26 protein-coding genes and 1 pseudogene are annotated in these 24434 nt (G+C 39.4%); 18 read left to right on the top strand and 9 right to left on the bottom strand.

The features are described 5' to 3' along the window. Positions 1-17 precede the first annotated feature (17 nt). The 5 genes from G6R08_RS06690 to glpX all read left to right on the top strand — a co-directional run bounded on the left by G6R08_RS06690 (position 18) and on the right by glpX (position 4766). On the top strand, positions 18-1298 hold the full coding sequence (locus G6R08_RS06690; RefSeq protein ID WP_163527268.1) for an MFS transporter: 1281 nt from the start codon (positions 18-20) through the stop codon (positions 1296-1298). A 97-nt stretch (positions 1299-1395) separates the two neighbouring features. Further along, positions 1396-2400, top strand: coding sequence for a dihydroxyacetone kinase subunit DhaK (locus tag G6R08_RS06685; protein WP_163527267.1), 1005 nt, complete (start codon positions 1396-1398; stop codon positions 2398-2400). An 18-nt stretch (positions 2401-2418) separates the two neighbouring features. Beyond that, entirely contained in the window at positions 2419-3075 is a 657-nt protein-coding gene (gene dhaL, locus G6R08_RS06680) for a dihydroxyacetone kinase subunit DhaL (protein WP_163527266.1), read from the top strand. Between the two features lie 219 nt (positions 3076-3294). Next, a complete protein-coding gene (gene rpiB / locus G6R08_RS06675; RefSeq protein ID WP_163527265.1) occupies positions 3295-3783 on the top strand; it encodes a ribose 5-phosphate isomerase B in 489 nt (162 codons plus the stop codon). A gap of 23 nt (positions 3784-3806) precedes the next feature. Next, entirely contained in the window at positions 3807-4766 is a 960-nt protein-coding gene (glpX, locus tag G6R08_RS06670; protein WP_163527264.1) for a class II fructose-bisphosphatase, read from the top strand. Between the two features lie 374 nt (positions 4767-5140). Here glpX and G6R08_RS06665 read toward each other — a convergent pair whose 3' ends face one another. Continuing rightward, entirely contained in the window at positions 5141-6022 is an 882-nt protein-coding gene (locus tag G6R08_RS06665; RefSeq protein ID WP_163527263.1) for an alpha/beta hydrolase, read from the bottom strand. A gap of 414 nt (positions 6023-6436) precedes the next feature. Here G6R08_RS06665 and G6R08_RS06660 point away from each other — a divergent pair, with 414 nt between their 5' ends. The 6 genes from G6R08_RS06660 (at position 6437) to G6R08_RS06635 (ending at position 10505) form a co-directional block, all read left to right on the top strand. After that, positions 6437-7696 carry an MFS transporter gene (locus G6R08_RS06660; RefSeq protein ID WP_163527262.1) on the top strand — a complete coding sequence of 420 codons (1260 nt, stop codon included), beginning with the start codon at positions 6437-6439 and terminating at the stop codon, positions 7694-7696. Between the two features lie 318 nt (positions 7697-8014). Beyond that, positions 8015-8287 (top strand): hypothetical protein, encoded by a 273-nt coding sequence (locus tag G6R08_RS06655; RefSeq protein WP_163527261.1) that lies wholly within the window; start codon positions 8015-8017, stop codon positions 8285-8287. A gap of 102 nt (positions 8288-8389) precedes the next feature. Next, positions 8390-8644 (top strand): transcriptional regulator SplA domain-containing protein, encoded by a 255-nt coding sequence (locus tag G6R08_RS06650; RefSeq protein WP_163527260.1) that lies wholly within the window; start codon positions 8390-8392, stop codon positions 8642-8644. After that, positions 8637-9665 (top strand): spore photoproduct lyase, encoded by a 1029-nt coding sequence (gene splB, locus G6R08_RS06645; protein ID WP_163527259.1) that lies wholly within the window; start codon positions 8637-8639, stop codon positions 9663-9665. Before G6R08_RS06650 ends, splB begins: the two co-directional genes overlap by 8 nt. A 46-nt stretch (positions 9666-9711) precedes the next feature. After that, positions 9712-9858: a hypothetical protein gene (locus G6R08_RS06640; RefSeq protein ID WP_163527258.1), complete on the top strand. Its 147-nt coding sequence runs from the start codon at positions 9712-9714 to the stop codon at positions 9856-9858. A gap of 188 nt (positions 9859-10046) precedes the next feature. After that, entirely contained in the window at positions 10047-10505 is a 459-nt protein-coding gene (locus G6R08_RS06635; RefSeq protein WP_163527257.1) for an SRPBCC family protein, read from the top strand. 67 nt (positions 10506-10572) lie between these two features. Here G6R08_RS06635 and G6R08_RS06630 read toward each other — a convergent pair whose 3' ends face one another. The 8 genes from G6R08_RS06630 to G6R08_RS06595 all read right to left on the bottom strand — a co-directional run bounded on the left by G6R08_RS06630 (position 10573) and on the right by G6R08_RS06595 (position 18811). Continuing rightward, entirely contained in the window at positions 10573-10986 is a 414-nt protein-coding gene (locus tag G6R08_RS06630; RefSeq protein ID WP_163527256.1) for a TIGR02328 family protein, read from the bottom strand. Between the two features lie 23 nt (positions 10987-11009). Continuing rightward, positions 11010-11663: a hypothetical protein gene (locus G6R08_RS06625; protein WP_163527255.1), complete on the bottom strand. Its 654-nt coding sequence runs from the start codon at positions 11661-11663 to the stop codon at positions 11010-11012. Between the two features lie 33 nt (positions 11664-11696). After that, positions 11697-12821 (bottom strand): glycosyltransferase family 2 protein, encoded by a 1125-nt coding sequence (locus tag G6R08_RS06620; protein ID WP_163527254.1) that lies wholly within the window; start codon positions 12819-12821, stop codon positions 11697-11699. A gap of 68 nt (positions 12822-12889) precedes the next feature. After that, a complete protein-coding gene (locus G6R08_RS06615) occupies positions 12890-14404 on the bottom strand; it encodes a phytoene desaturase family protein (protein WP_163527253.1) in 1515 nt (504 codons plus the stop codon). 106 nt (positions 14405-14510) lie between these two features. Further along, positions 14511-14984, bottom strand: coding sequence for a glycosyl-4,4'-diaponeurosporenoate acyltransferase CrtO family protein (locus G6R08_RS06610; RefSeq protein WP_163527252.1), 474 nt, complete (start codon positions 14982-14984; stop codon positions 14511-14513). A gap of 57 nt (positions 14985-15041) precedes the next feature. Beyond that, positions 15042-16439, bottom strand: coding sequence for an aldehyde dehydrogenase family protein (locus G6R08_RS06605; RefSeq protein WP_163527251.1), 1398 nt, complete (start codon positions 16437-16439; stop codon positions 15042-15044). Continuing rightward, positions 16432-17928, bottom strand: coding sequence for a phytoene desaturase family protein (locus G6R08_RS06600; protein WP_205439400.1), 1497 nt, complete (start codon positions 17926-17928; stop codon positions 16432-16434). The genes G6R08_RS06605 and G6R08_RS06600 overlap by 8 nt, the downstream gene beginning before the upstream one ends. Next, positions 17915-18811, bottom strand: a complete 897-nt coding sequence (locus G6R08_RS06595; protein WP_240339657.1) for a phytoene/squalene synthase family protein — start codon at positions 18809-18811, stop codon at positions 17915-17917. Before G6R08_RS06595 ends, G6R08_RS06600 begins: the two co-directional genes overlap by 14 nt. 272 nt (positions 18812-19083) lie before the next feature. On the opposite strand from G6R08_RS06595, the gene G6R08_RS06590 reads away from it, so the two are divergent. The 7 genes and pseudogenes from G6R08_RS06590 (at position 19084) to G6R08_RS06560 (ending at position 24375) form a co-directional block, all read left to right on the top strand. Continuing rightward, positions 19084-19965 carry a MerR family transcriptional regulator gene (locus tag G6R08_RS06590; protein WP_163527250.1) on the top strand — a complete coding sequence of 294 codons (882 nt, stop codon included), beginning with the start codon at positions 19084-19086 and terminating at the stop codon, positions 19963-19965. Between the two features lie 203 nt (positions 19966-20168). Next, positions 20169-20624, top strand: coding sequence for a GNAT family N-acetyltransferase (locus tag G6R08_RS06585; protein ID WP_163527249.1), 456 nt, complete (start codon positions 20169-20171; stop codon positions 20622-20624). Positions 20625-20816: 192 nt separating this feature from the next. Further along, a pseudogene (locus tag G6R08_RS06580) lies at positions 20817-21337 on the top strand (GNAT family N-acetyltransferase). Between the two features lie 524 nt (positions 21338-21861). Then, a complete protein-coding gene (locus tag G6R08_RS06575) occupies positions 21862-22839 on the top strand; it encodes a DUF2268 domain-containing putative Zn-dependent protease (protein ID WP_163527248.1) in 978 nt (325 codons plus the stop codon). A gap of 35 nt (positions 22840-22874) precedes the next feature. Then, entirely contained in the window at positions 22875-23240 is a 366-nt protein-coding gene (locus tag G6R08_RS06570) for a DUF3784 domain-containing protein (protein ID WP_205439399.1), read from the top strand. 3 nt (positions 23241-23243) lie between these two features. After that, on the top strand, positions 23244-23702 hold the full coding sequence (locus tag G6R08_RS06565) for a GNAT family N-acetyltransferase (RefSeq protein ID WP_163527247.1): 459 nt from the start codon (positions 23244-23246) through the stop codon (positions 23700-23702). Positions 23703-23778: 76 nt separating this feature from the next. Further along, positions 23779-24375, top strand: a complete 597-nt coding sequence (locus G6R08_RS06560) for a class I SAM-dependent methyltransferase (protein ID WP_163527246.1) — start codon at positions 23779-23781, stop codon at positions 24373-24375. Positions 24376-24434 lie beyond the last annotated feature (59 nt).

Genomic DNA, 24434 nt, shown 5'->3' with positions numbered 1-24434 from the left:
TATAAGGGAGGGATTGGATGGAAAATGTAGCTGGCAAAGATACGTTTCTAGATAAAATTGGTCTCCCATCTCATTTAATCTGGGGATATCTTGGAGTTTTAATCTTTATGATGGGAGATGGTTTGGAACTTGCCTGGATAAGTCCTTACTTAGTCGATGAAGGTTTATCTGTACAGCAGGCAGCCTTTCTAACAACAGCCTATGGTGTAACGATTGCTATCGGTGCATGGTTCTCCGGAGTATTGGTGGAAGCGATAGGACCGAGGAGAACAATGCTTTTGGGAGTATTTATGTATGTGCTCGGACATAGTTTGTTTGTCGGGCTTGCCATACCAGCGTTCAATTATACATTAATGATTCCTACTTATGCGATTAGAGGGTTTGGTTATCCATTATTTGCGTATGCATTTCTAGTTTGGATTACTTATCGAACTCCTCAACATCAACTTGGTAAGGCTGTAGGGTGGTTCTGGTTTGTTTTTACTGGAGGGTTAAGCGTATTAGGCGCTTATTATTCCAGCTGGTCAATCCAAATGTTTGGGCATATCCCAACACTTTGGAGCGCATTGATTTGGGTATTTATTGGTGCATTTTTGGCTATTGTGGTTAATCGTGATCAATTCGAACTGGAAAAGAAACCTGGTCAATCATCAGGGCCGAAGGAATTGATGAATGGGATTACGATTGTGAAAAGGGAACCTAAAGTTGGAATGGCTGGTATTGTAAGGGTTGTTAACCAAGCAGCTCAGTATGCGTTTCCTCTGTTTTTGCCAATCTATTTAGCTAGCCAAGGTGTCAGTACAACTGTATGGTTAAATATATGGGGAACGATTTTCATTTCCAATATTGCTTTTAATTTAATATTTGGTTTCGTAGGGGATAAATTTGGCTGGAGGAATACGATAACCTGGTTTGGCGCAGTTGGTTGTGGGGTTTTTACGATCATGTTGTTTTATTTGCCGCAAGTATTTACAGGCAACGTGTTTGTGGTCGGATTAATCGGAATGTTATGGGGAGCGTGTTTAGCAGGTTTCGTCCCTCTATCCGCTTTGACTCCTTCGCTCGTTGGTGATGGAGATAAAGGAGCGGCCATGTCTATTTTAAATCTTGGAGCCGGTTTATGTGTGTTCGTTGGTCCGGCGTTAGTAGCTTTATTCTATGGTTTAGTAGGTACACAAGGTATGATGTGGATATTAGGAGGACTTTACTTCGGAGCAGCCATTTTAACGAGGCTCTTAAAAGTACCTGCTGCTGAGGAAAAGGAATCTATCGAAGAGGGCAGTCATTCAGTTGTTTAGTAGTGAAGCCCTCCTGTTAAGGGTGGGCTTCATAAAACTCTACTTATTTTCTATAGGAATTTTATTAATTTTGAAGAAGTAATAGGAGTGAATAACGGTGAAAAAACTTGTTAATAATCCAGTTAACGTAGTAGAAGAAATGGTCGAGGGGTATGTTCGTGCTCATCCTGACTACATAAGGCAGCTGCCAAGTAGCGACCGTGCATTAGTAACGGCTCGTGAAACAAAAGAAGGTAAAGTTGGAGTGCTAATCGGAGGAGGATCAGGTCATGAGCCGGCATTTATGGGGTATGTTGGCAAAGGAATGGCAGACGGCGTTGCAGTAGGAAATATTTTCGCGTCCCCATCACCAGATCCTATTTTAGACGTAACAAAAGCCATCGATAAAGGGGCTGGTGTAGTTTATTTATACGGTAATTATGCCGGGGACGTCATGAATTTTGGGATGGCGGCTGAAATGGCAGGTTTAGAAGAAGATATTGAAGTAGGTACGGCTCTAGCAACAGACGATGTTGCTTCGGCACCAAAAGCGGAAAAGGATAAACGCCGCGGCATAGCAGGAGAGCTTTTTATTTATAAAGCCGCGGGAGCTGCTGCTGACTTTGGGTATAATTTAGAAGATGTAGTTCGAGTTGCTAATAAAGCTAATGATCATACACGTTCAATGGGAGTGGGAACTAGTCCTTGCTACCTTCCTCAGACGGGAGAACCCAGCTTTGAAATTGGTGAAGACGAGATGGAGATTGGGTTAGGCCATCACGGAGAACCTGGTCTTGAGAAAGGTCCATTAGAAACGGCGGATAAAATAGCTGACCGACTTGTTCATGATATTTTAGCAGATATTGAAATTGTGAAAGACGATGAAGTTGCCGTGCTGGTCAATGGGCTTGGTTCTACGCCTAAAATGGATTTATACATTGTTTATCGGCGGGTCGAACAAATTTTAAGTGAACGAGGAGTTAAGATTTACCGCTCTTATGTTGGAGATTATATTACTTCTTTAGAAATGGGAGGGTGCTCTGTGACTCTCATGAAGTTAGACGAAGAGTTGACCGACATGATTGATCATCCAGTAGATTGTCCTATGTTTGTTCAAAAATAAGGAAAGGTAGTGTTCAGCATGGAACTTACATCTAAAGGTTTAAAAGATTTTTTTAAGGAAGTTGTAGAAATGATCGAAAAAGAGAAGGACTATCTTTGTGACCTAGATCGTAAATTAGGAGACGGAGATCATGGAGTAACCATGTCTATCGGATGGCAAGCTGTTGAGGACAAATTAAACAATGAACTTATCGAGATAGAAGACTGTGGAAAGTTAAGTGTTGCCGTGGGGAAAACGTTTCTAAATGCGGTGGGTTCTTCTGTAGGTCCCCTATATGCCACAGGCTTTATGAGGGGAGCGAAAACTTCAAAAAATAAAACAGTTTTGACTGATCGTGACTTAACAGAGTATTGGATTGCTTTCGCAAAAGGAGTAAAGGACAGAGGTCAAGCTGAAGTTGGTGATAAAACAATGGTTGATACACTTGAACCATTTGCCTGTAAGCTGGAAACCAGTTTTACTAACTCCCAGGATTTTGAATTGGCATTTTCAGAAGCTGTAAACGCTGCAGAAGAAGGAATGAACTCAACGAAAGACATTATCTCCAAGAAAGGTCGCTCCAGTCGTTTGGGGGAAAGGTCTATCGGTGCTCAAGATCCAGGGGCGACCTCAGCTTATTTCATTCTATCTACGTTTTTGCAATTTATTAAAAACAATTCTGCAAAAACAGTGTGACCTAAGGAGACGGCTGGAGCGTAGTGAAAAACAGAATAAATGATAGAATCAGAGCTGTATCGATAGTTTCTGATTCTTTTTTTAGCCTTTTTCCTCGTTTGATCGTAAGTGAAAGGGAAAAGTGAAAATAAATGAAAAAAATAAAATTAAACAATTGAAATTATTTTTACAATGAACTAAAATGAAAATAAATAAAATAAAACGAAAGAGGGGAAGGTCATGAAATTAGGTGTTGGCAGTGATCACAATGGTTTTGAACTTAAAGAGGTCATTAAAAAGTTTGTAGAGGAAACAACAAACCATGAAGTAGTGGATTATGGATGCCATTCCTGCTCAGCAGTGGATTACCCTGATGTGGCATTTGAGGTATCCAAAGATATCCATGACGGTAAGTTAGATCGTGCAGTCTTAATATGCGGAACAGGTATTGGAGTTTCAATTGCAGCCAATAAGTACCCTGGCATTCGTGCAGCGTTAGCACACGATACGTATGCTGCTGAAAGAGCTCAATTAAGTAATAATGCGCAAATTATTACGATGGGCGCGCAAATCATTGGTATAGAGGTCGGAAAAAAAGTAGTAGAAGCTTACCTGAAGTCTGAATGGGCGGACGGCTCGAAAAGAAAAGTAGAAAAAATTAATGAAAAAGAAAAGCAATTTAAAAAAGACCATGCTCCTCAACCCGTTTCTGGAAACCAATGCGGTTAGACACCCCTAGGAGGAAACATTTCATGAAATCACTTATGCTGGATTTTTTAAAAGTCACTGAATCGGCTGCTATGGCTGCGATTCCCTGGATAGGAAGTGGAGACAAAATAAAAGCTGATGGAGCAGCGACATATGCTATGCGAAAGAAATTAAATGAGATGTGCATGGATGGAAAAATTGTCATTGGAGAAGGAGAAATAGATGAAGCACCGATGTTGTTTATTGGTGAGAAACTAGGGACGGGTGACCTCCCGGAAATCGATATTGCTGTAGACCCTATAGAGGGAACTACTCCAACAGTAAATGGTCAAAGTAATGCTATTACAGTTATTGCAGCTGCACCAAAAGGGGCACTTCTTCATGCACCTGACATGTATATGATGAAGCTAGCCGTAGGACCGGCAGCGAAAGGGCACATCGATATTGATGCTCCTTTATCCGAGAATATAAAAAAAGTGGCTGGCGCGAAAGGTAAAGAAATGAACGAATTACATGTACTTATACAAGATAGACCCAGACATCAAAGATATGTCGATGAGATCAGACAAATGGGAGCTAAAGTACATTTGTTTAAAGATGGAGATGTTATTTACGAAACAGCTACTTGTTTAGACCATTTAGAAGTTGATCTATTCTTAGGAATTGGCGGAGCACCTGAAGGAGTTCTAGGGGCCGTGGCGATCAAGGGATTAGGAGGAGAAATGCAAGGAAAATTATTGCCAAGAAGTGATGCAGAATATGCGCGCTGTATGGAAATGGGACTTCATCATCCAGAGGCTAAGCTAACTCATCATCAACTTGTCAGTACAGATAAATGCATTTTTGCTGCTACAGGTATTACAGAAAATATGTTTTTAAAAGGCATTCAGTCTTACTCGGACTGTCATGTAACGCATTCTATTTTAATTGACGGAACAGAACGTCAGTTCAGATTAATTGAAAGCAAACACAAGAAACATGAGCGTGAAGGAAGTCGGGTTTAAGGTTGGGAATGGAGTCAAAGAATTATTAGATAATACCCCATCGTACGTATAAACCATTTAACCCCTCTTAAAATAAGCAGCTACTTCCCTAGAGAAGTACTGCTTATTTTTATTTAAATAGGATTTTCCATAATACCAGCTAATAGAAGTTCCCTGCTTTTTAAAAAAGTGAGTGCAAAACCGGAAGATGGTTATTAGAATTATCTTTGTTATAAAGTTTTTGAGGAAGGTTTTAGAATTTGTGATGACCTCCCCCCTCAGTCTCCCTGAATGGGTGAGAAAGTCCCGACATCCTCACTCTATCCACCCTCATTCTCCTGCTGGCTCCCTCATTTTTTCTCATCAATTACTTTCTTTCCTTCCTTGTTTCAGTTTTATAGGGATTCAGCCGCTTCTGTGATTTTATCTGCTATCAAGTTCCAAGCCTCCTCGGCTTCTTCTTTTGGACCAAGATGGGTAAAAGCATGGAAACAGTCTTTAAATAGCTTTTCTTGAACTTTTCCACCTGCTGCCTTTAATTTCTCAGCATAAAATTCGGCTTCTGGTCTAAAAGCGTCATACTCGGCAGTGACAATAAGGGCAGGAGCTAGACGGTCACTTACATCAGCACGTACAGGGGAAGCAAGAGGATGTTCTGCCTGTTCTTTTTCAGGTACATAGCACGTGTTTAAAAAACTTGCGGCCTGAGGGTATCTAGAACGCCAATGATCTGGTTCTGGTTTATCTGCATGCGGGGTTACAAAATCGAGCATAGGGCAAGATAACACTTGGAGGAGTGGCTGATTTTCCCCTTTCTCTTCAAGGTAAAGACATAGGGCTGCTGCGATATTTGCACCTGAACTTTGTCCGCCTACCATGACTTTTTCCGGGTTGATATTCAAATCGTTCGCATTATTCTTCAACCATTGGAGAATTTCATAGCACTGTTCTATCGGTTTTGGAAAAGGGTACTCCGGTGCTTTCGCATAATTGACATTAAGAACTACACACTCTGTCTGGTTGGCCAGGAAGCGACAATAAGGATCATCCATCTCTTTTTCATTCATTATGAATGCTCCGCCATGGAAGTTGATGTAGACAGGCAGCTTCTCCTTTGCGACTCCTAAAGGATAGTAAAACGATATATAGGTAAGTTGAACGGATGTTTCAACTATGACTTCTTTTTTCATTTTTATTTGTTGTAAGGGGATCATAGGGTTCTTTTTTGCTTGATTAGGAACAAGTCGCAGTAATTTTGCAATAGGAGTAGTGAACATAGGTGACCTCACTTTTTTTAGTCATTGTACCCTTAGGAAGCGATGGATAATCGACTTTTAAGAATATAGATACTGGTCTTAATTTGAAAAATGTATAACAGCAGCAAAATACTAGGGGAATTGAATGATAAATGAATTTCTTTAGGCGATGGTATCGTAAAATCAAAGAGTACTTTTTGTAAAACTCTACTATTATTTAGGCGCAATAAAACCACGTCTTGTATGGATTAAGCCTGCACTCCGTAGTCTCCTATTCCCTTTGCGTTTTGACCATACAAATCTTCATCCTAGAGGGCCAGCTCTTTTCGCCCGTATATAGTACAACCTTGTTCCTCTCCACGTTTAGGCAAAATAAATGATGGTTATATAGTAATGAATAAATTGAAAGTTATACGAGGAGAGAGGTAAAGGGAGATGAGCAAATCAACTAAAACACTAGGATTAATTACAGCTCCAGGGTATCCGAATTCATTAGTGAAAAGTTTTAAAAATGAACTGCCCGATTTACTTAAATACTATGTAAATGAAAATTACGAGTGGAATTTGGAATATATAGAGGACGCTCTTACTGGAGGAACAGGTAATTCATCGGAAGTAATAAGAGCCACCTTAGATAAAAAGAACAATGAAGAATGGGATTTTGCGATCAGCCTTACCGATTTACCGTTATTAAAAGGAAAGAAGCCAATTGTCGCTGAAGCGTTTGAAGAGGAGAATGTCGCCTTAATCAGCCTTCCAAGTCTTGGGTCTGCTGCCATGTACAAGCGAATACGTGAATCGATTTTACAATTAGTGAATGAGATGTACTATGGAGTTTCAGATGAGGATCGAGAGCAGGCAGAACAGCGGATCCAGGCTAAAGACGATGACGCACACGAAGAGTTGAAAAATAAAAAATCCACGAGACTAGTCGGAAAACGTGTCTTTGAGGTGCTGTCTCCTATTCAACGGGAAACCCCCGAAGAGAATGAATCGAAGATCGATGTTCGATTTACGATAAAGTCACGTATGAGCGGTGCTTTAAGAATTTTGACGGGAATGGTGCGTGCCAACCGCCCGTGGTCTATGTTTCCGGCTTTTATGAAGGTTATCATTTTTGCCTTCACGACTGGTTCATACGCTCTTGTTTTTCCGACTTTATGGAAGCTCAGTAATAGTTACAGCACATGGCGTATGTTCATGCTTTCGATCATTTGCATATTGGCCATGGTCATTTGGATTATTCTGGCACACCAGTTATGGGAAAAAAAGAACGGTGGAGGAAACGACTATATAAGGAAGTTGTACAATGCTGCTACTTTTTTCACACTATTATTCACGGTAATCATGTATTACTTTATATTATTCATCCTGTTTTCTGTAGCCGTCATCGTACTGATTCCAATGGGTATGTTGGAATCTCAGTTAACCGGAAGTATAGGATATATCAACTATTTCTACATTGCTTGGACTGCAACAAGCGTCTCCACCATCATTGGTGCACTGGGGTCTGCTCTTGAAAATGAAGAGGTTGTTCTAGCTTCCACTTATGGCTACCGTCAGCGTCAGCGTTATGAAAAGATTAAGAAATCTGAAGAAGAGAAGAAGGAGGCCAAGGAAGAGAAAGAAGAGGCAGCAGAAGAGAAGCTAGAAGCAGAACAAGAGAAACGGAAAGCTGAAGAAAAGCAAACATAATGTTGTGTTCAACTCCTTATATAAAAAAATAGGTTTTATTCATGTCAAAATTATTAGGTTAGACGCTGGTAATTAATTTAGGATTTAATATTTATTTTGCATGAAAAAGCAGGGGGATCCTACATGTCAGTCCTGATTAACATGTAGGATCCCTTATATCTATCAACTAAAGCGCATAGTTCGTAGTATTCTTTAAATCAAGATCATTCTGCCGGCCGAGATAAAAATACGTTCTTTTTTTATAAGCTAAACCTCATGTGTCCGTTTTATCATAAAAATAAGCTGCAAGGGGACACTTTTAAAGAGGAGGTGGTTTCAATGGATATCGTGCTTATTTTTCTGTTATTGGCAACAGTTGCTCCATTTATGTTTATGAATCTGAAGAGGATGACACTTTCTGTTATTCAAACAATTCTGCTTGTAGGCATGTGGGTTTACTATTTTCAGGCGTTATTCGTGGAGGCACCTGCAGTACTCTCATTCCCATCGGTAACGTTCTACCTAGGGCTTATCCTTTCAGAAGTGGCTTGGGTCATGATGATCATTAATGTAGTCCACTCAACTGCAGAATACCATAAAAATTATCAATAAATACAGAAGCCTCTTTTTCTTTACTTCGGAAGGGGAGGCTTTTTATCACCTCTAATAACTGATTTTAATGATGGAAAAAACTGAAAAAGGTTAGGTGGAATTATGGATATACACGAAACGTTTAACGCTGGAGAAATTGTTTATGTCATTATTCGAAATCCTCATGCCCAAGACGTGGCGAATGTACAAGAAGCAGCAGTTGTTCAAGACCCAGAAAACCCTGGGGAGCTATCCTTATTTGTATACGAAACATATTATCCTTTAACAGATGAAGTGGCCGTTTATAAGACGGAAGATCAAGCTGAGCAAGCCTACAGAGAAGCTTTTGGAGCTGATGGGGAGGGGCTTTATGGTTAAACCTTTCGTACCTCAGCTTGTCTACGTAGAACCTCGAGCACTAGAGTATTCGAAGGGCAGAGAGCTTATTGAAAAATTTGAAGATATGGGCATCGAAATTAGGCATACCACTTCTCACAATCAGATTAGGAATTTACCTGGGGAAAACGATTTTCAGAAATATCGTGTGGCCAAATCTACCCTCGTCGTTGGGGTGCGTAAAACGTTAAAGTTTGATACCTCTAAGCCTTCTGCAGAATATGCGATCCCTTTTGCAACAGGATGTATGGGTCACTGTCATTATTGTTATTTGCAAACGACGATGGGGAGCAAACCGTATATACGGACATATGTAAACACGGATGAGATTTTTGCTGCAGCAGAGGCATACATGAAAGAACGGGCGCCGGAACCTACGCGTTTTGAAGCTTCATGTACATCAGATATTGTAGGAGTAGATCATCTAACCCATACATTGAAAGATGCGATCGAGTATTTCGGAAAGTCTGAACATGGAAAGCTTCGATTCGTGACCAAATTCGAACATGTTGACCATTTACTTGATGCGAAGCACAATGGTCGAACGAGGTTTCGATTCAGCATTAATGATGATTATGTTATCAAGTATTTTGAACCTGGAACGTCAAAGCTCAAGGATAGAATAAAAGCTGCTGTTAAGGTAGCTGAAGCAGGTTACCCTCTAGGATTTATCGTCGCGCCCATTTATCTGCATGAAGGGTGGAAGGACGGATATGAGGAAATGTTTAAACATTTAAAAAAAGCACTCCCTTCTCACGCCACAAGGGATTTAACTTTTGAGCTCATTCAGCATCGTTTTACTAAACCAGCTAAGCGTGTAATTGAGAAAAATTATCCCATGAGTAAGCTCGAACTTGAGGAGTCTAAAAGAAAGTGGAAATGGGGCCGATATGGGATTGGAAAATACGTCTATCAGAACGAGGAGCAGGAAGATATGAAAGATACACTCGGTGGATATATTGATAAGTATTTTCCTTATGCAAGGTTAGAGTATTTCACCTAAGTTTAAGCAGGGAAGAAGAATCCGACCCAAAGATTGGAGGGTTTATATGGCCAAGGACAGACAAAAAAATCTTGAGACGAATGTAAATGAACTGTATCAGCCTTCTGCTAAATATTATGAGAAAGAAGAGCAGCAAAGGGTAAATCCCACTGAAAGTAAAGGTAGGAGAGAAAGTTTTAACAATAAAAAGTAACCAGTATTTGTTATAAGAAGTCAACCTGAAAATGGTTGGCTTTTTTTATATGGCGACATAAGAAAAAGATACTTTAGTAGTGCTTTCCATACAACAGGATTTAAGAAGAATATGTCTCCTCAGCTAAAAGCCTAACTTATGATTAACTTTTACTTCGAAGTGGAAAACCTTATAAGAGGTGAGAGCGATTGAGAATATATAAGATGAAGACAACACAGCAGCTTCCTATTTCGGTAAGTGAGGCATGGTCGTTTTTTTCAAGTGCGGGAAATCTATCAAGTATTACACCCCCTTGGATGAAATTTGAAGTTACTGGACACCTTCCTGAGAACATGTATCCTGGAATGCTTGCGACTTATCGTTTAAAGCCCTTACTTGGGGTTTCATTAAGTTGGGTGACGGAAATCACTCACATGGTGGAGAACAAGTACTTTATTGATGAACAACGTTTTGGTCCATACCGGTTTTGGCATCATCAACATCATTTTAAAGAACTTGAAGATGGCGTAGAAATGACGGATATTGTTCATTATGCGCTCCCTTATGCTATGCTTGGTCGATTAGTACACAGGATAAATGTCGAGAAGAAGCTGAATGAAATTTTTAGGTATAGGTATAAGAAGCTTGAGGAAATGTTTAAACAGTGATAATAAACTCTTCTGGAAAATAATCAATCCAACATCGCGGTATCGCAAACGATGTTGGATTGACTCATTAAGGGTGTTTTGTTTTTGTTTTATTTAGATTCAGTTGTATTCCTTTGTCTTCGAGGTTTGAAAGGCATTCGTCCAAATAAGTTTGGTCATGCTCCGGGTAAATCGTTAGTTCGGAAGCAGATGCAGATGAATTAAAATCACCAAGTTGATCATGGCGATAGGGGTTACATTGCTTGCCGCGATAAAACTTGTCATGCCAAAGGGGATCACAATTGTACCCTCTGTGACTCATTTCTTCCATGATTTTCATATGATACAAATATAGGTAATAGGGACTGTATTTGAAAACGTAATTAACCGTTGAATGTTCTTTGCCCCATCCTTTTCCTCTGAGCGCACAACACTCGCGATGTTGCCCGAGCAGCTGCTGTCTAGGTAAATAGGGGATGAGAGTCTCATGCCATAATCGCATACGTTCCCCTCCTTTTAAAGGTTTCATGAACTTTTCCCTTGAAAGTAAGCCGTGCTGAGCAAAGAGCCTATTAGTACTAGTTCAAAGAAATTGGTAATGGCACCACTATCCACCGGCAGTTGGATAGCACTTCCTACGATCATTATAAACGAACCAATGAAAAACCATATCCATTTTTGTCGGCGCCAAATGATCAGGGAAGAAGCTAGCAGCACCACTGAAACAACCAGTACCATGATGGGCGGACCACTTGAAGGTTCGGTGCTACTGTAACTTAAAACCCCGTATTCCAACCTTGCTTCTATGTTGAGGCCAATTACTACAGTAAATAACTCCATTAATATAAGCACAGCTGTTAAAAGAAAAGCAGAGATCCTTGCCCAGTTTTTACTCGCCCACTGAACCTCTGCCTGTTCAAGGGTTTTCCAAGCATACAGGACTAAAAGTGGTGTAAAAAAGGCATGTATCCAATACCTAGCGAGGTTTAAACTTTCTAAGAAAGGACCTTCTCCTATAAAGCGGCCGGCTGAAATAACCCCGTTGTCATAGATAAGACCAACGATGACAGGCAGTAATAGTAATATACTGAAAACATTATGATTTCTAAATATCCTTATCGCTAGCATTAAAAGGATCGTATAAGCAAGTGTAAAAAAGGTGAAAAGAATAGTATCCATATTTCTTCCCTCCTAAGCAACTATCGGGTCCTTTTAGACATTTATTTTGCGATCCTTCCATTTTACAGAATGTAAGATATTTACCCGGAATAAGGAATATAAATAGATTCCTGTGAAAAATAAAAATAAAACCGGATGAAAAGGGAAGATAAACCATCTGAAATCACCGCACCTGCGGGCAAACCACGCAGTTTGTAAAGTATAAAGAATATACAATATGCCGCTGAAAGTCATGGCAGCAGGGTTCAGGGCAGTAATGGAAGAGAACAGTGCTCCTGTAATGATAAAACTGCCGGAAATCCAGATGATGGTCATTAGCATAACGACTGGATGTGTAGACTTTGAACCCACAGCAAAACTTTTGCACCAGCCTTCGACAAGGCTTTTTAATCCTTCCGGGTACATGCGGAAAGATATAACCCCTTTGCCGCCTAAGCAATAAACTGGAAGGTTTTTGTCAAGAAATGCCTGTCCCAATGCCAGGTCATCCATAATTGCTCCTTGAATCTTTTTATGACCGCCTGACAAAAAGTAATCGTCACTGTTGCATAAAATGCACGGACCGAACGAACCGGCGGTTTTAAACCGGGATCTCCAAACTGTAAATGTATTCATTCCCACAATCACAATAATGTTAAATACTGCGGAGAAATTTTCATACATGCAACGAACTGTGTGAAATGGCTGTAATGATACAATGCCCTTGGCTCCTTTTCGCTGGTAGTAAAGCAACAAATGTTTCATGCTGTCCGCATTGGTGAAATAAGTGTCTGCATCTAAAAACAAGAGCCATTTCCCTTTTGCGTGCTTAGCCCCATACCAGCATGCCAATGACTTTCCGGCTCCGGATTCCAAATCATTTATTTTATTCTGTATAACCTTTGTACCATAAGCTTTCGCGACAGCGGCTGTGTTGTCTGATGAATTGTCGTCCACAACCAAAACCTCAAATGACTGGAAATTTTGTTCCTGCAATGATTGCAATAATGGTGCAATCCGGCGACTTTCATTTCTGGCAGGAATAATGATGGATAGAAACGGAAGACTGCCATGATCACTGGAAGAGAAACCCGGAACTGGCAAAGACCAGAACATCAGAATGGCAATCAAAATGGCAAGGAAACCGATAACAAGATTAACTACCTCTACAGCTGTCATTTAATATACCTCCTTCATCATAGCCGCGATACGCTGAATAATAATTTCCCATCCTTGTTGGCATTCCTTTAGCCAAATAAAATACCTTGGTCGTCTTTTATGAGTTCCTGTGTGGTGATCTTGGCGGATAATAGCACAATTGGGATGCCGGCACCCGGATGTGTACTACTCCCGGTGAAATACAGGTTTTCACAATGCGTCGCTTTACTTTGCGGGCGCATGTGGTTACTTTGGGAAAGAATTGGCTGCAAACCAAAAGTGGCCCCATTATATGCATTGAATTTTGATTCAAAATCCACTGGTGTTATACAAGTTTCGGTGACAATCTCATGATCAATATTTTCAAAACCCTTTATTTTTTTAAGTTCGTTTAAAACGTAGCTGCGGTAATATTGAATCGTTTCCTCGTTCCATTCATAATTCGCAGAAGCTACATTTGAGACAGGCATAAGGATATATAGTCCGTCTTTCCCCTCGGGTGCCAGAGAGGGATCCATTTTCGATGCTATATACACATAAAAAGAGGCATTCGTTAGTTTTTTACCCTCAAAAATATCCTGTAAATTTTGATCCAGCTTTTCATTGAAAATAAAATTATGAACCTGCTCAACTTCTTCATATTTCCTATCCATGCCGAGGTATAATAGAAAACAAGAACAGGAATATTTCATGCGGTCGATTTTTCGGTCGGTATATTTCCCTTTGGCAGACGGTTCCTTGACAAGATTTTTCATAGCATACGGGAAATCTGCATTGCAGACTACAAAATCCGCAGCGATTTTCTGGTCATCCACAACAATTCCGGTCGTTTTGCGATTTTGAACACATATTTCCTGAACATCCTTGTTATAGTAAATGGATCCTCCAAGTTCTTTAAAGAGTTTCTCCATAGCCGATGCCATTGTGTACATACCGCCTTTGATAAACCATACACCATATAAAAATTGAATCATGGGAATCATGGTATAAAAAGATGGGCTTTTAATGGGAGAAATTCCTATGTACAACGTTTGAAAACTGATTAACTGTTTCAGCCGCTCGCTTTTTATATATTTACCAATAAATTGATCTGCAGTGTCGAATATTTTCAGTTTCATGGCCTTTTTCAACATGGGCAGGTTATAAAAGTCAGTCTGTTTGCGAAACGGTCTTTGTAGGATGTCATGCTTGGCAACGATAAAGCGTTTGTAAATTTCATGCAGATATTTAAAAAATCCCTCGGTATCTTCTTCGCTGATTGATTCAATCGTTTTAGTCAATTCGGTAAGGTCCGAGGAGATATCAAAAGGACTGTCAGGAATATCACTGAAGTAAGCTCTGTAAATCGGATCCAATTTTTCCATTGGAATATAATCATCAGGATTGCGTCCGCAAAGCTCAAAAATTTCCCGGTACAATTCTGGCATCATGACGATACTTGGTCCCAAATCAAATTTATAGCCATCTATTTCAATCTGATTCATCTTTCCTCCAGGCTTTGACTCTTTTTCATATAGTTCTACCTGGTAGCCGGCATGCTGCAGTCTAATGGCACTGGCAAGACCTGCAACACCCGCACCAACAACTATGACCTTCTTTCCCATGTAACTTCCCTCATTTCCATTCCTATTTATTCATTTGCAGTGAATATGGCTCCGGACAAAAATACTGCTCTTTAATCTAAAAATAACCCCATTGTTTAGGAAAAGTTCATGATGTGATTGCATCAATACGTCCGCGATTGTAGCGCTGAACAACAATAATGGGGAGGTTGAAAACAAAAGCATACAAGATCATCACCCAGCCCGCCCATAACGGGTTCCATAAGAAGAACAACGGAGCGGGCAGAATGGAGAGCCAATGGGTCAACTCCGCGCGTTTTGTTTCCGCAGCAAAGATCTTCAAGTCATCTAATCGGGTGCCATGCAATCCCTTCTTACTGTACCCCTTTTTAAGGAAAATCGTGCCATCTATTAGAGACCCTTTCCATGTTTTGACGCGAATTAATCGTTGCCACAATTCTCCTGATTTTTCCCAAGAGAATATTTGAAACAAGAGACGATCTTTCAGAAAGAATTCCAAGGGCAGCCGCATACAAACCGCAGAAATGAACAAATGAAAAAACGTCCATGCAATAACATCAATGAAAATGATCCACATGACGGGTAATGAAACAATCGGCATGGCAATTCTCCTAAAATAATTCTTTATTTCCTATCCATGTCACAACGAGTGCAGTGTTTATAACAGCCACTTTCTAAACTTCTTTACTATATTCATATTTCTGTCAGAATACGGCGGGAATTTGTCTTGAACATTCATGTAATGATGTGCTTTATAATCTGTCTTGTCATAACTGAAGGCTAAAAAACCCGCTCTGCCATGATAGGCGCCATATCCGCTTCGCCCCACACCTCCGAAAGCGACATGAGGATTTGCGGCGTGATGAATCACTTGATTGACACTGACCGTTGGTGACTGCATGTGTCGCTTGAACAAACGGATATGATTCTTGTTTTTACTAAAAATATAGGCCGTCAGAGCATCACGTTGGATTATCTGTTTCGATAATAATGTAGTAAAGTCTGTATATGGGATGACAGGAAGGACCGGCCCAAAGATCTCTTCCTGGAGTATGGAACTTCCTGGCTTCATGTCCGTAACCACTGTTGGTTCAATGAACAAATCACTTGCATCATATCCACCACCATGCCATACATCGCCTTGCCCGATGAACTGAACCACTTTTTGAAAATGCGCATCGTTACAAATTCCCCCATAATCATGACTGTCCTCAGCTCGATCTCCATAGAAGGCTGAAAGCGTCGTAGAAATCTCAGATAGCGTTTGTTCATAAAAGGATTCATGGACAAAAATTGTGTCAGGCGCAATGCAGGTTTGTCCTGCGTTAAGGAACTTACCCCAGACAATTTCCTGGATTGCTGCTTTTGAAAATCCAGTCTCATCTAGGATACAGGGATTCTTCCCGCCTAGTTCCAGTATCACTGGTGTAAGTTGTTCGGCGGCCTGCTGTGCCACGGCCTTTCCGGTCTGCTGGCTGCCTGTAAAAAAAATCAGATCAAAAGGTGAGGAGGTTAATAACTTGGCAGTTTGTACACCCCCAGTAACAACCACCAGCTGTTCGGGAGAAAACACTTGATTGATGGTCTTTTCCAGCAGTTCACTTGTTGCCGGTGCATGTTCTGATGGTTTGATCACACAGCGGTTTCCACCCGCTATTGCACTGATAGCAGGCATGAGTGCGAGTTGGAGCGGATAATTCCACGAGCTGATGATCAATACACTGCCATAGGGGTTCCTCATTTTTTGGATCGTTTCCACATATCCGAATTTTAAATGTCGGGAGCGGGCAGGGCGTACCCATTTTTCTAAATGCTTACATACATAATCGATTTCATTTAATAAGACTGCGATTTCAAAAGAAAAAGCTTCGAATGCCGGTCTGCGCATATCTGAATAAAGAGCTTGAATAAGTGCTTCTTCATGTTCTATAAGAATGGTTTTTAGCTGCAAAAGCTTTTTCTTTCGAATTTCTACTGAAGGGATGGAGTTGGTGAGAAAATTCTCTCGCTGCCTTTCTAGTAATCCCTTTAAATAAGAACCTTCATTGTCAGCCATGGTGCGTATCCCTTTGAGCAATTTTATCTCCTACCTGCTGACCGCTTAATGTAACCATTGGCATTCCTCCACCAGGGTTTACAGTTCCACCGACAAAATATAGATTGTTATAACGTTCACTCTGCTTCGGATGTTTAAAGCCTTTATTTTTCTTGCGATCTGACAATGTCCCGTAAATGGAACCATGGTCAGAACCATAGACACGTTTAATATCTTCCGGTGTCCATATATCCTTTGTCACAATGTTATCCCGTAAATCTTCCAGCCCCATTTTTTCCAACTTGATGAGAACCCGCTCTGCGAATTGATCATAGTCTTGTTGGGTTAAAGGTTTATCCTTGATATAGGGGATGTGGGGGAGTACTTTTAAATTTTCATATCCTGCAGGCGCCTGTGCCGGATCTGTTTTATTGACATTCACCAAATAAATAACGGGGTCATCCGGCAGCTGGTGACGATGGAATATTTTATCCATTTGCTTCTTCATATTTTTTGCGAAGAAGAAATTGTGATGACTCAGCTGTGGATAGCTTTTTTTCACACCCAAATGCATAACAAGACCAGAACTGGATGGTTCGAATTTCTTTTTTAATTTTTTTACATAACGTTTGTTTTCCTGGAGTAATTGCTCATAAGTCGGAATGACTTCCATATTAGCAATATAATAATCTGCGGTTCGTACTGTCCCATCATCCAAACGAGCACCGGTAATTTCGCCTTTCTTTTTTTCAAGTCGGGCAATTTTCGTTCCTGTATGAATTGTAACCCCGATTTCTTCAGCCAACTGTACCAGACCTTTGGCGAGCAGATGCATCCCTCCGGGCACATACCACACCCCCTGAGCATGCTGCATATAAATCATCATGTTCAATACAGCCGGTGCATCGTAAGGGGAAGACCCAACGTATTTGATAAAATAAGAGAGCATATCTCTTAGTTGCTTATTGCTTATTCGTTTATCAATGGCCTGATGCACTGTTGAGAACAAATCAAAGTTCCTCAAAGCACTTAGCGCGCCTGAATATTGTATGATTCCTTTCGTGTCATCAACGCCATGCTGAAAGTAAGTTTTCTCCGTCATATCATAAAGCTTCTTTGAATATGTAAGCAGTTTTTGATACTGACGCATATCCTTTTTTTTCAGGGTTGGGTTCTTTGCCTGCATTTCTTTTAAATCTTGATATAAATCAATGACATTGCCATTAGGGAAAAAGGAGCGCCATTGATGGTCCAGCTTTACAAGCGGGACATAGTCCTCCATATTTTTTCCGCTGGCGGAAAATAACTTTTCAAAGACCTTGGGCATCGTAAGAATGGATGGGCCAAGGTCAAAACCGAAACCATCCTGCTCCAGACGGTTTAATTTACCTCCTATGTGATGGTTTTTTTCATATAAAGAGACATCATATCCGCTTTGGGCTAGTGATATGGCAGCAGAAAGGCCTCCGAGTCCGCCTCCGATGATCAGTACACTTTTATTTTTCAACATTTAACACACTACCTTTCTGCAAATCTAGGGCAGCAGCTGATAGCAGCTTTAATTCTGCCATTTTATCTTTGCTAACAAAGTTCCGTTTGGATAAACACTGGTATTCATTTTTTCGCACAGCATCTAGTATTCCTCTGTATACTTGGGCAGATAAGTAAACGGGTAGACGGCTGTCAGCGTCGAAATGGCTAATGTTGAATAAGAAATTGCTATATAAAGATTCAGCACGCATGGCCATTTTTTCCCACAGGTTGATGAAGTTTACATTGATGACACCCTTATGTAAATCATTCTGTGTATATTGAAAATGACTTAATTCATCCTTTGGAAGGTAGATGCGGTTTTTCTCATGAAAATCTTCTCCAATATCACGCAGGATATTCGTTATTTGCATGGCGATGCCAAGATCTGTTGCTGGGGAATGCAAATCAGCAGAAGATTTCGAAGCAATGACAGGCAGAAGCATCAAACCGACAGAACCAGCTACATAATAACTGTAACTTTCCAGTTCTTGCATGGTTTTCGGGATATTAAAATCTACATCCATGGATTGTCCTATTAACTGGTCGTAAAAAGGCTTGATATCCATATCATACTTATTAAATACATGTCTGAGCGCGCGCCATAGTGGTTTGTCCAATTCTGCATAATCCTCGAATAAATCCAGCTCTTTTTTTAATTGTTTTAGTGCCTGACGCTTTTCCATGGGTGACTGATTGCCATCTACACAATCGTCTGCGGTTCTGCAAAAGGCATAGATTGCATATACGGCATTTGCTTTTTCAGTGGGGAGTTTTGAAAAAGCATAATAAAAGCTTTTGGAATGTCTTTTTATTATCTTTTCACAATAATAAAAGTCCGCTCGCCTTTGCTTGGTGTCCATAACGATCTCCTCCTGAACGATTTATACATAGTCGAATGGCTTGGCATGCCTTCATTTTTCCGCTGCTTGTTTAGCACCTATTTTATCCATGGATGCTGAGCCATAAACCTTAAAACGTTTGGCTGCTATTGATATGATGAATTCAACCAACATCATTGTGGTAATATTACCCCTTCGTTGGTAGAAATTTTGTTATTAAGAAACATTATACAATACTGTTTATTATTGTACAATGTTATAATATAGGTAGACTATATTTTTAGAGGGCGGATATGATGGAGGAATTACAAGATAGATATTACTATATTAAAGAAGTTGCTGGATTAACGGGTCTTTCCGAGCAGCTTATTCGTAAATGGGAAAATCGATATCACATTATACAACCGCAAAGGTTAGACAACGGGTATCGTCTGTATACACTTGATGATCTTTCAACTTTAAAAGAATTAAAAGCGTTGAGGGACCAGGGGAAATCCATGAAACAAGCTATTCATAGTGTCGTAGCTGAAAAAAGCTCAACCTATACATTGAGATCAGTGGAGAAGAGCTCTAATGTTGGGAAGATGATTGAGAAAGGAACTATATACGATGAAAAAGGATTGGAATTTTTGTTGCAGCAATCCCATCATCAATATGGTCTTGATTTATTTTTACAAAACACTGTACAACCTTTTCTGGAAGAGATTGGTGGTCTGTGGGAAAAAGGCGAGTGGGATGAAAGCCAGGAAACAGTATCCAGCCTGGTCGTTAAAGATTTCCTCACGCAGGTAAGCCGAAACTTCAAACATAACTTGAAAGCACCACACGCTCTTGGTTTTTGCCTGCCAGGAGAATTACACGAAATCCCTCTGCAAATATTATTACTTCAATTGCAGGTGAAGGGATGGCGAACAACAAGAGTTGGAGCCTCCCCTAAGTTCTCATCGATTGAAAGACTTATTGAACATATGCGGCCTCAGAAGGTATTGTTTTCAGCCTCAACCGGGATTCCTTTTCAACAGAATGAAAACCTGTTGGAACAGCTTGATCAACTGGCAGAGAGATATCCGTACACTTCTTTTTATATTGGCGGAAGAGGTGTATATAATTATAAGTCAATAATGAACCCAAAACACATGGATATTTCCTTTACAATTGACGACATTATTTCTTAATCCATTATCCATTTACAAAATTGCCCAGGTTGAGTGGGGCATATGGTATAATTACAAAGTCTTGTGATTTATAGAAAGTTATTTGTTAAGGGGGCGTTCATTATGACAAACAATAGAACTTTTTCCAATAACAATTCAAAGGGGATAATGCCTAATTAACAAGGTTGCTTAGCGTTTCCCCGAACTATGAAAGGGGAAAATGTATGGGGATAGACCGCGTGAAAATTGAAGAACTGAATGAAGAAAACTGGTATGAATGCTGTCAATTACAATTATCAGAGAAACAAGCGGAGTATATAGAAACAAACGCTGTTTCAATAGCCCAATCAAAGTTCGAATCATCATTAAAACCTTTTGCAATCTACTATAAAGACAAAGTAGTAGGTTTTCTAATGTATAATACTGTGAAGGAAGAACTGAATGGTTATTGGGTATTTAGAATAATGATTGATAAGAACTTTCAAGGAAAAGGTATTGGAAAAGCCGCAACCAAGTTAATGCTTTCAGAAATGAGTAAATTACCGGAAGCGAAGAAAATTGTTGTGGGCTATCATTCAGAAAATAAAGAAGCTCATCATTTATATGCCAGTTTAGGATTTATTGATAATGGTGATAGGTTTGGTAAAGAAATGGCTGTTATTAAATATTTAAATAATTAAAGATTAACGTAATTAGGGAGGCCAGTCTTTGGTTCTCCCTATTGTATTGAATGGCTGCCTTATTCTTTTAAACCGCAACAAAAACTCATTCAAAAGACTATACAAGAATAAGTTACAATTGAAATAAAGATCTACGCCCTTACATAAAAGTGGCAGTTTGTTGAAGATCAAAAAAATGTTTTTAGGGGGAGAATCCTTGCAAAGCAATCATTTTACTTTCCTAAAAGTTTTCCATTTATAAAGACAGATAGTTTGGTTTTAAAACAGGTACAATCAACGGATGTTGATGATATGTATACATACTTATCGGATCCAGAGGTAGTAAAATACATGGGATTGGCTCCTTTCAAATCTAAGAAAGAGACCCGTGAAGAATTTCAATGGTATGAGAAGATCTTCAGTGATAATACAGGTATAAGATGGGGAATAACCTTAAAGGGTTCAGAAAATGTTATTGGCAGTTGTGGGTTTCTAAATATAAGATCAGGGTTTCTGGAACAAGGGAATTGCCACTGAAACGTTATCTGCGATCATTGATTTCGGTTTTACGAAAATGAACCTAAACAGAATTGAAGCGTTGGTCGATCTTACGGAAACTTTTGGAAAAACATAATTTTGTTCTTGAAGGTCTACTAAGAAAATATGAACGAACAGCAGGCAAATTTGATGACTTATACATGTACTCATTATTACAAGAGGATTTTTTAGAATAAAGAATTAATGAAGGCGAATATAATTCTCTTGTTGAATTAACGGGGAACCTTCATTGAATATAAAAGGAGAATAGATAGAGGCTCGTACGGCGCTTGCTATTCTGTCAGGCTTAGGTCATTAACTAAAGATGAGTGTTTGTGAGGTGTTAAAGGATGAAAAAGAGATTGAGTAAATTACCGTGGAAGGATATTATACTTAGTGCTTTATTTGTTATTATCCTTTTTTATACATTACCATATTTCGGTATTGATACTTTTTCTATAATGATCGTGTTTATTGGTGCAATAATTGAGGCAATAGAATGGTTAACAAAATTTGTACTTCCTTGGATTGTCTTATATTGGATAATTAGATTAATAAAGAATTTTGAAACTAGTTAACGCCACTTCTTCAAGGGAAGGATGATAGTTTTTTTGAAACCGTTCTCATACCCAAACGTATAAAGTGTTGAAATTGCTTTTAAAGTACGTGAAGTGTTTGAGACGTGAACGTATTTCTGGTAAAAAACTGTAAAGGAGTAATAATGCGATATTTAGTCATTAGTGGCTTGGCATTGCTTAGTATTTTAATAGGCTACGAGGAAGCGAATCAGAAAATAGAAAACAATAACCAAGTTGACGCCAGTGAACAAGCTAAGAACTATTCTGCCAATGAAGAATACATCATTGAAGCAACAACTAAAAGTGGACAAGCTTTACGTGTTTTTTCTGTCTATGAATACGTTGATCAGTATGTGAAAAAGGCTGAGGAAACAGAGGACGTGAGTGAGCGATATAAGTTATGGCAGGACATTGTTATTGATCATATCCAAGAATCCTGTTTGAGTGGTGTTTACTCTCATCTTGTGAAGGAGTATGTGAACACGCCTCCGAAAGAACTGGAGAAAGTAAAGAATGATATCGCCATGCTAAGGGCTTCAGAATCGGAGGAAGCGGCACTTCAAGCCTTGAAAAAGTCTGCTTATGCATTACCTGGGACTGACACAACGGTTTGCCTTCTTCCAAACGGGAATGTGGATTACGCGGGTGTGAATGTTGGCGAAGGGAAGATCTCGGTGTTTTCCTTCCCTTATTTTAGTGAGGACAGATTAAAACAAACCGTTGCTCATGAATATCACCATAGCACATGGACAGCAAAATTTTCCCAGAATTATGAGTGGGATATGCTCGGCAGCATCAACTTTGAAGGTAAAGCTGAATACTTTTCTTCCCTTTTATACGGGCCGCCTTACATAGAAACCTTTTCAAACATGGGGAGTAAGAAGGAAAGGAATCTGTGGAACCGAGTGAAGGATTCTCTCGACACCACAGACAAAAATCATGTGGGATCTGTTCTTTACGGTGATGGAAAAGAGTTTCCATACAACTTCGGGTATATTGCCGGATATCACATTGTCCATGAATATGCTAAGAACCATCCTCAAGCAACAATTGAAAAATGGACGAAGTTATCACCCGAGGAACTCTATGAACAAAGTGGGTATGAAGAGTCTTTAAAGTGACACGGAGGAATGTGCTAACCAAGGTAGAATAAAATATGGAGGTTAAGAATGATTTTGATGGAGGTAACTATGTGAACGGAGCGATTGTCCATTTTATAATCCTAATCCCCTTTTTGATTTTCGCTACATTACTTTCAAAGGGTAAAGGCGCGTATTTATTAACGGGTTATAATACAATGTCGGACCATGAAAAGGCTCAATATGATGAAGTAGCGTTGTGCAAATTTATGGGCAAAGTGATGTATGGTATTTGCTTCAGTATATTATTATGGGCATTGAGTGGAATATTTGAAATTCAAATTCTGTTTATCATTGGTCTTGTTTTATGTATAAGTCTTATTGTTTTTGCACTGGTTTATTCGAATACAGGTAACAGGTTTAAAAACATAGAAGGGGAATGAAAAATGACGGTGAGATTAGAGCAAATGAATTCAGAGGAGTTCCAACAATATTTAAATTTTGCAATTAATCACTTTGCAGACGAACAAATGAAGTCTGGTAATTGGGAGCCCCAAGAGGCAATTAGCAAGGCTGCACAAGAATATGAAAAGTTGTTGCCCAATGGACATAAGACGGAAGACAATCATCTATTTACAATTCGTGATGAAAGCAAAGAAGTTGGTATGATTTGGCTTGCTCAAATAACCAATGAAAAAGGGTTTATTTATGGCTTTAACATTTGGGAAGAAAATCAAGGTAGAGGTTATGGAAAACAAGCTATGCAAGAAATTGAATTGCTAGCTAAGAAAATGGAATTAAAAAGTATAGGACTTCACGTTTTTGCTCACAACAAGACAGCACGAAGTTTATATGACAAGTTTGGATACATAGAGAAAAATATTAAAATGGAAAAAGCTTTATAAGGCGTAAAGCTTTTTCAACTAAAAATGACCCAGAGATTGCAGTTTTGTAGTAAAACAAATAAAAAGGAGTATGAATATGGAAGATAACGTTTTTGAGCAATTGGCAAAAAAATATGATACAGAAGAACGAATGCAATTAGCTAAAGTTATAGTTGACGAGGTAAGACCAGAATTACGAGACAGTCAATCAAAATCTTTACTAGACTATGGGAGCGGTACAGGTTTAGTTAGTTTAGAATTATCGGACTTAGTAGACTCTATAGTGTTGGTGGATTCATCAGAGCAAATGTTAGAGGTAGCAAAAGCTAAAGTTTCTCAAAAGGGAATCACCAACTCCAAAGTGCTCTATTCAGATTTCACTCAAGAACCCCCGGAACTTAAGGCAGACATCGTCTTAATGTCATTAGTTCTTCTTCATATTCCGGATACTAAGATAATCTTACAAAGATTGTTCAACGTTTTAAATCATGGCGGCAAGTTAATTATTGTTGATTTTGACAAAAACGATAAAATAAATCATCCAAAAGTTCATAATGGTTTTTCACATGAAGACCTGAAAAGGATATTGTCCGAAGTTGGATTTAAATCCAGTGAAATCAAGACATTCTATCATGGGAAACAAATATTTATGAATCAAGATGCCTCCATGTTTATATCCAGTAGTGTAAAGTGATTTCTAAAGGGTATATATTCGATAATTGTATGGAAATCCTTCAGAATTGAACAACCAGA

This window comes from Halobacillus ihumii (assembly GCF_902726645.1).
Classification (GTDB): Bacteria; Bacillota; Bacilli; order Bacillales; family Halobacillaceae; genus Halobacillus_A; species Halobacillus_A ihumii.
This window is presented reverse-complemented; position numbering and strand designations above follow the sequence as displayed.

Coding starts and splice junctions, on each gene's coding strand:
- G6R08_RS06690 (WP_163527268.1), top strand. CDS start 18: ATGGAAAATGTAGCTGGCAAAGATACGTTTCTAGATAAAATTGGTCTC.
- dhaL (WP_163527266.1), top strand. CDS start 2,419: ATGGAACTTACATCTAAAGGTTTAAAAGATTTTTTTAAGGAAGTTGTA.
- rpiB (WP_163527265.1), top strand. CDS start 3,295: ATGAAATTAGGTGTTGGCAGTGATCACAATGGTTTTGAACTTAAAGAG.
- glpX (WP_163527264.1), top strand. CDS start 3,807: ATGAAATCACTTATGCTGGATTTTTTAAAAGTCACTGAATCGGCTGCT.
- G6R08_RS06665 (WP_163527263.1), bottom strand. CDS start 6,022: ATGTTCACTACTCCTATTGCAAAATTACTGCGACTTGTTCCTAATCAA.
- G6R08_RS06660 (WP_163527262.1), top strand. CDS start 6,437: ATGAGCAAATCAACTAAAACACTAGGATTAATTACAGCTCCAGGGTAT.
- G6R08_RS06655 (WP_163527261.1), top strand. CDS start 8,015: ATGGATATCGTGCTTATTTTTCTGTTATTGGCAACAGTTGCTCCATTT.
- G6R08_RS06650 (WP_163527260.1), top strand. CDS start 8,390: ATGGATATACACGAAACGTTTAACGCTGGAGAAATTGTTTATGTCATT.
- splB (WP_163527259.1), top strand. CDS start 8,637: ATGGTTAAACCTTTCGTACCTCAGCTTGTCTACGTAGAACCTCGAGCA.
- G6R08_RS06640 (WP_163527258.1), top strand. CDS start 9,712: ATGGCCAAGGACAGACAAAAAAATCTTGAGACGAATGTAAATGAACTG.
- G6R08_RS06630 (WP_163527256.1), bottom strand. CDS start 10,986: ATGCGATTATGGCATGAGACTCTCATCCCCTATTTACCTAGACAGCAG.
- G6R08_RS06625 (WP_163527255.1), bottom strand. CDS start 11,663: ATGGATACTATTCTTTTCACCTTTTTTACACTTGCTTATACGATCCTT.
- G6R08_RS06620 (WP_163527254.1), bottom strand. CDS start 12,821: ATGACAGCTGTAGAGGTAGTTAATCTTGTTATCGGTTTCCTTGCCATT.
- G6R08_RS06615 (WP_163527253.1), bottom strand. CDS start 14,404: ATGGGAAAGAAGGTCATAGTTGTTGGTGCGGGTGTTGCAGGTCTTGCC.
- G6R08_RS06610 (WP_163527252.1), bottom strand. CDS start 14,984: ATGCCGATTGTTTCATTACCCGTCATGTGGATCATTTTCATTGATGTT.
- G6R08_RS06605 (WP_163527251.1), bottom strand. CDS start 16,439: ATGGCTGACAATGAAGGTTCTTATTTAAAGGGATTACTAGAAAGGCAG.
- G6R08_RS06600 (WP_205439400.1), bottom strand. CDS start 17,928: ATGTTGAAAAATAAAAGTGTACTGATCATCGGAGGCGGACTCGGAGGC.
- G6R08_RS06595 (WP_240339657.1), bottom strand. CDS start 18,811: ATGGACACCAAGCAAAGGCGAGCGGACTTTTATTATTGTGAAAAGATA.
- G6R08_RS06590 (WP_163527250.1), top strand. CDS start 19,084: ATGATGGAGGAATTACAAGATAGATATTACTATATTAAAGAAGTTGCT.
- G6R08_RS06585 (WP_163527249.1), top strand. CDS start 20,169: ATGGGGATAGACCGCGTGAAAATTGAAGAACTGAATGAAGAAAACTGG.
- G6R08_RS06575 (WP_163527248.1), top strand. CDS start 21,862: ATGCGATATTTAGTCATTAGTGGCTTGGCATTGCTTAGTATTTTAATA.
- G6R08_RS06570 (WP_205439399.1), top strand. CDS start 22,875: ATGGAGGTTAAGAATGATTTTGATGGAGGTAACTATGTGAACGGAGCG.
- G6R08_RS06565 (WP_163527247.1), top strand. CDS start 23,244: ATGACGGTGAGATTAGAGCAAATGAATTCAGAGGAGTTCCAACAATAT.
- G6R08_RS06560 (WP_163527246.1), top strand. CDS start 23,779: ATGGAAGATAACGTTTTTGAGCAATTGGCAAAAAAATATGATACAGAA.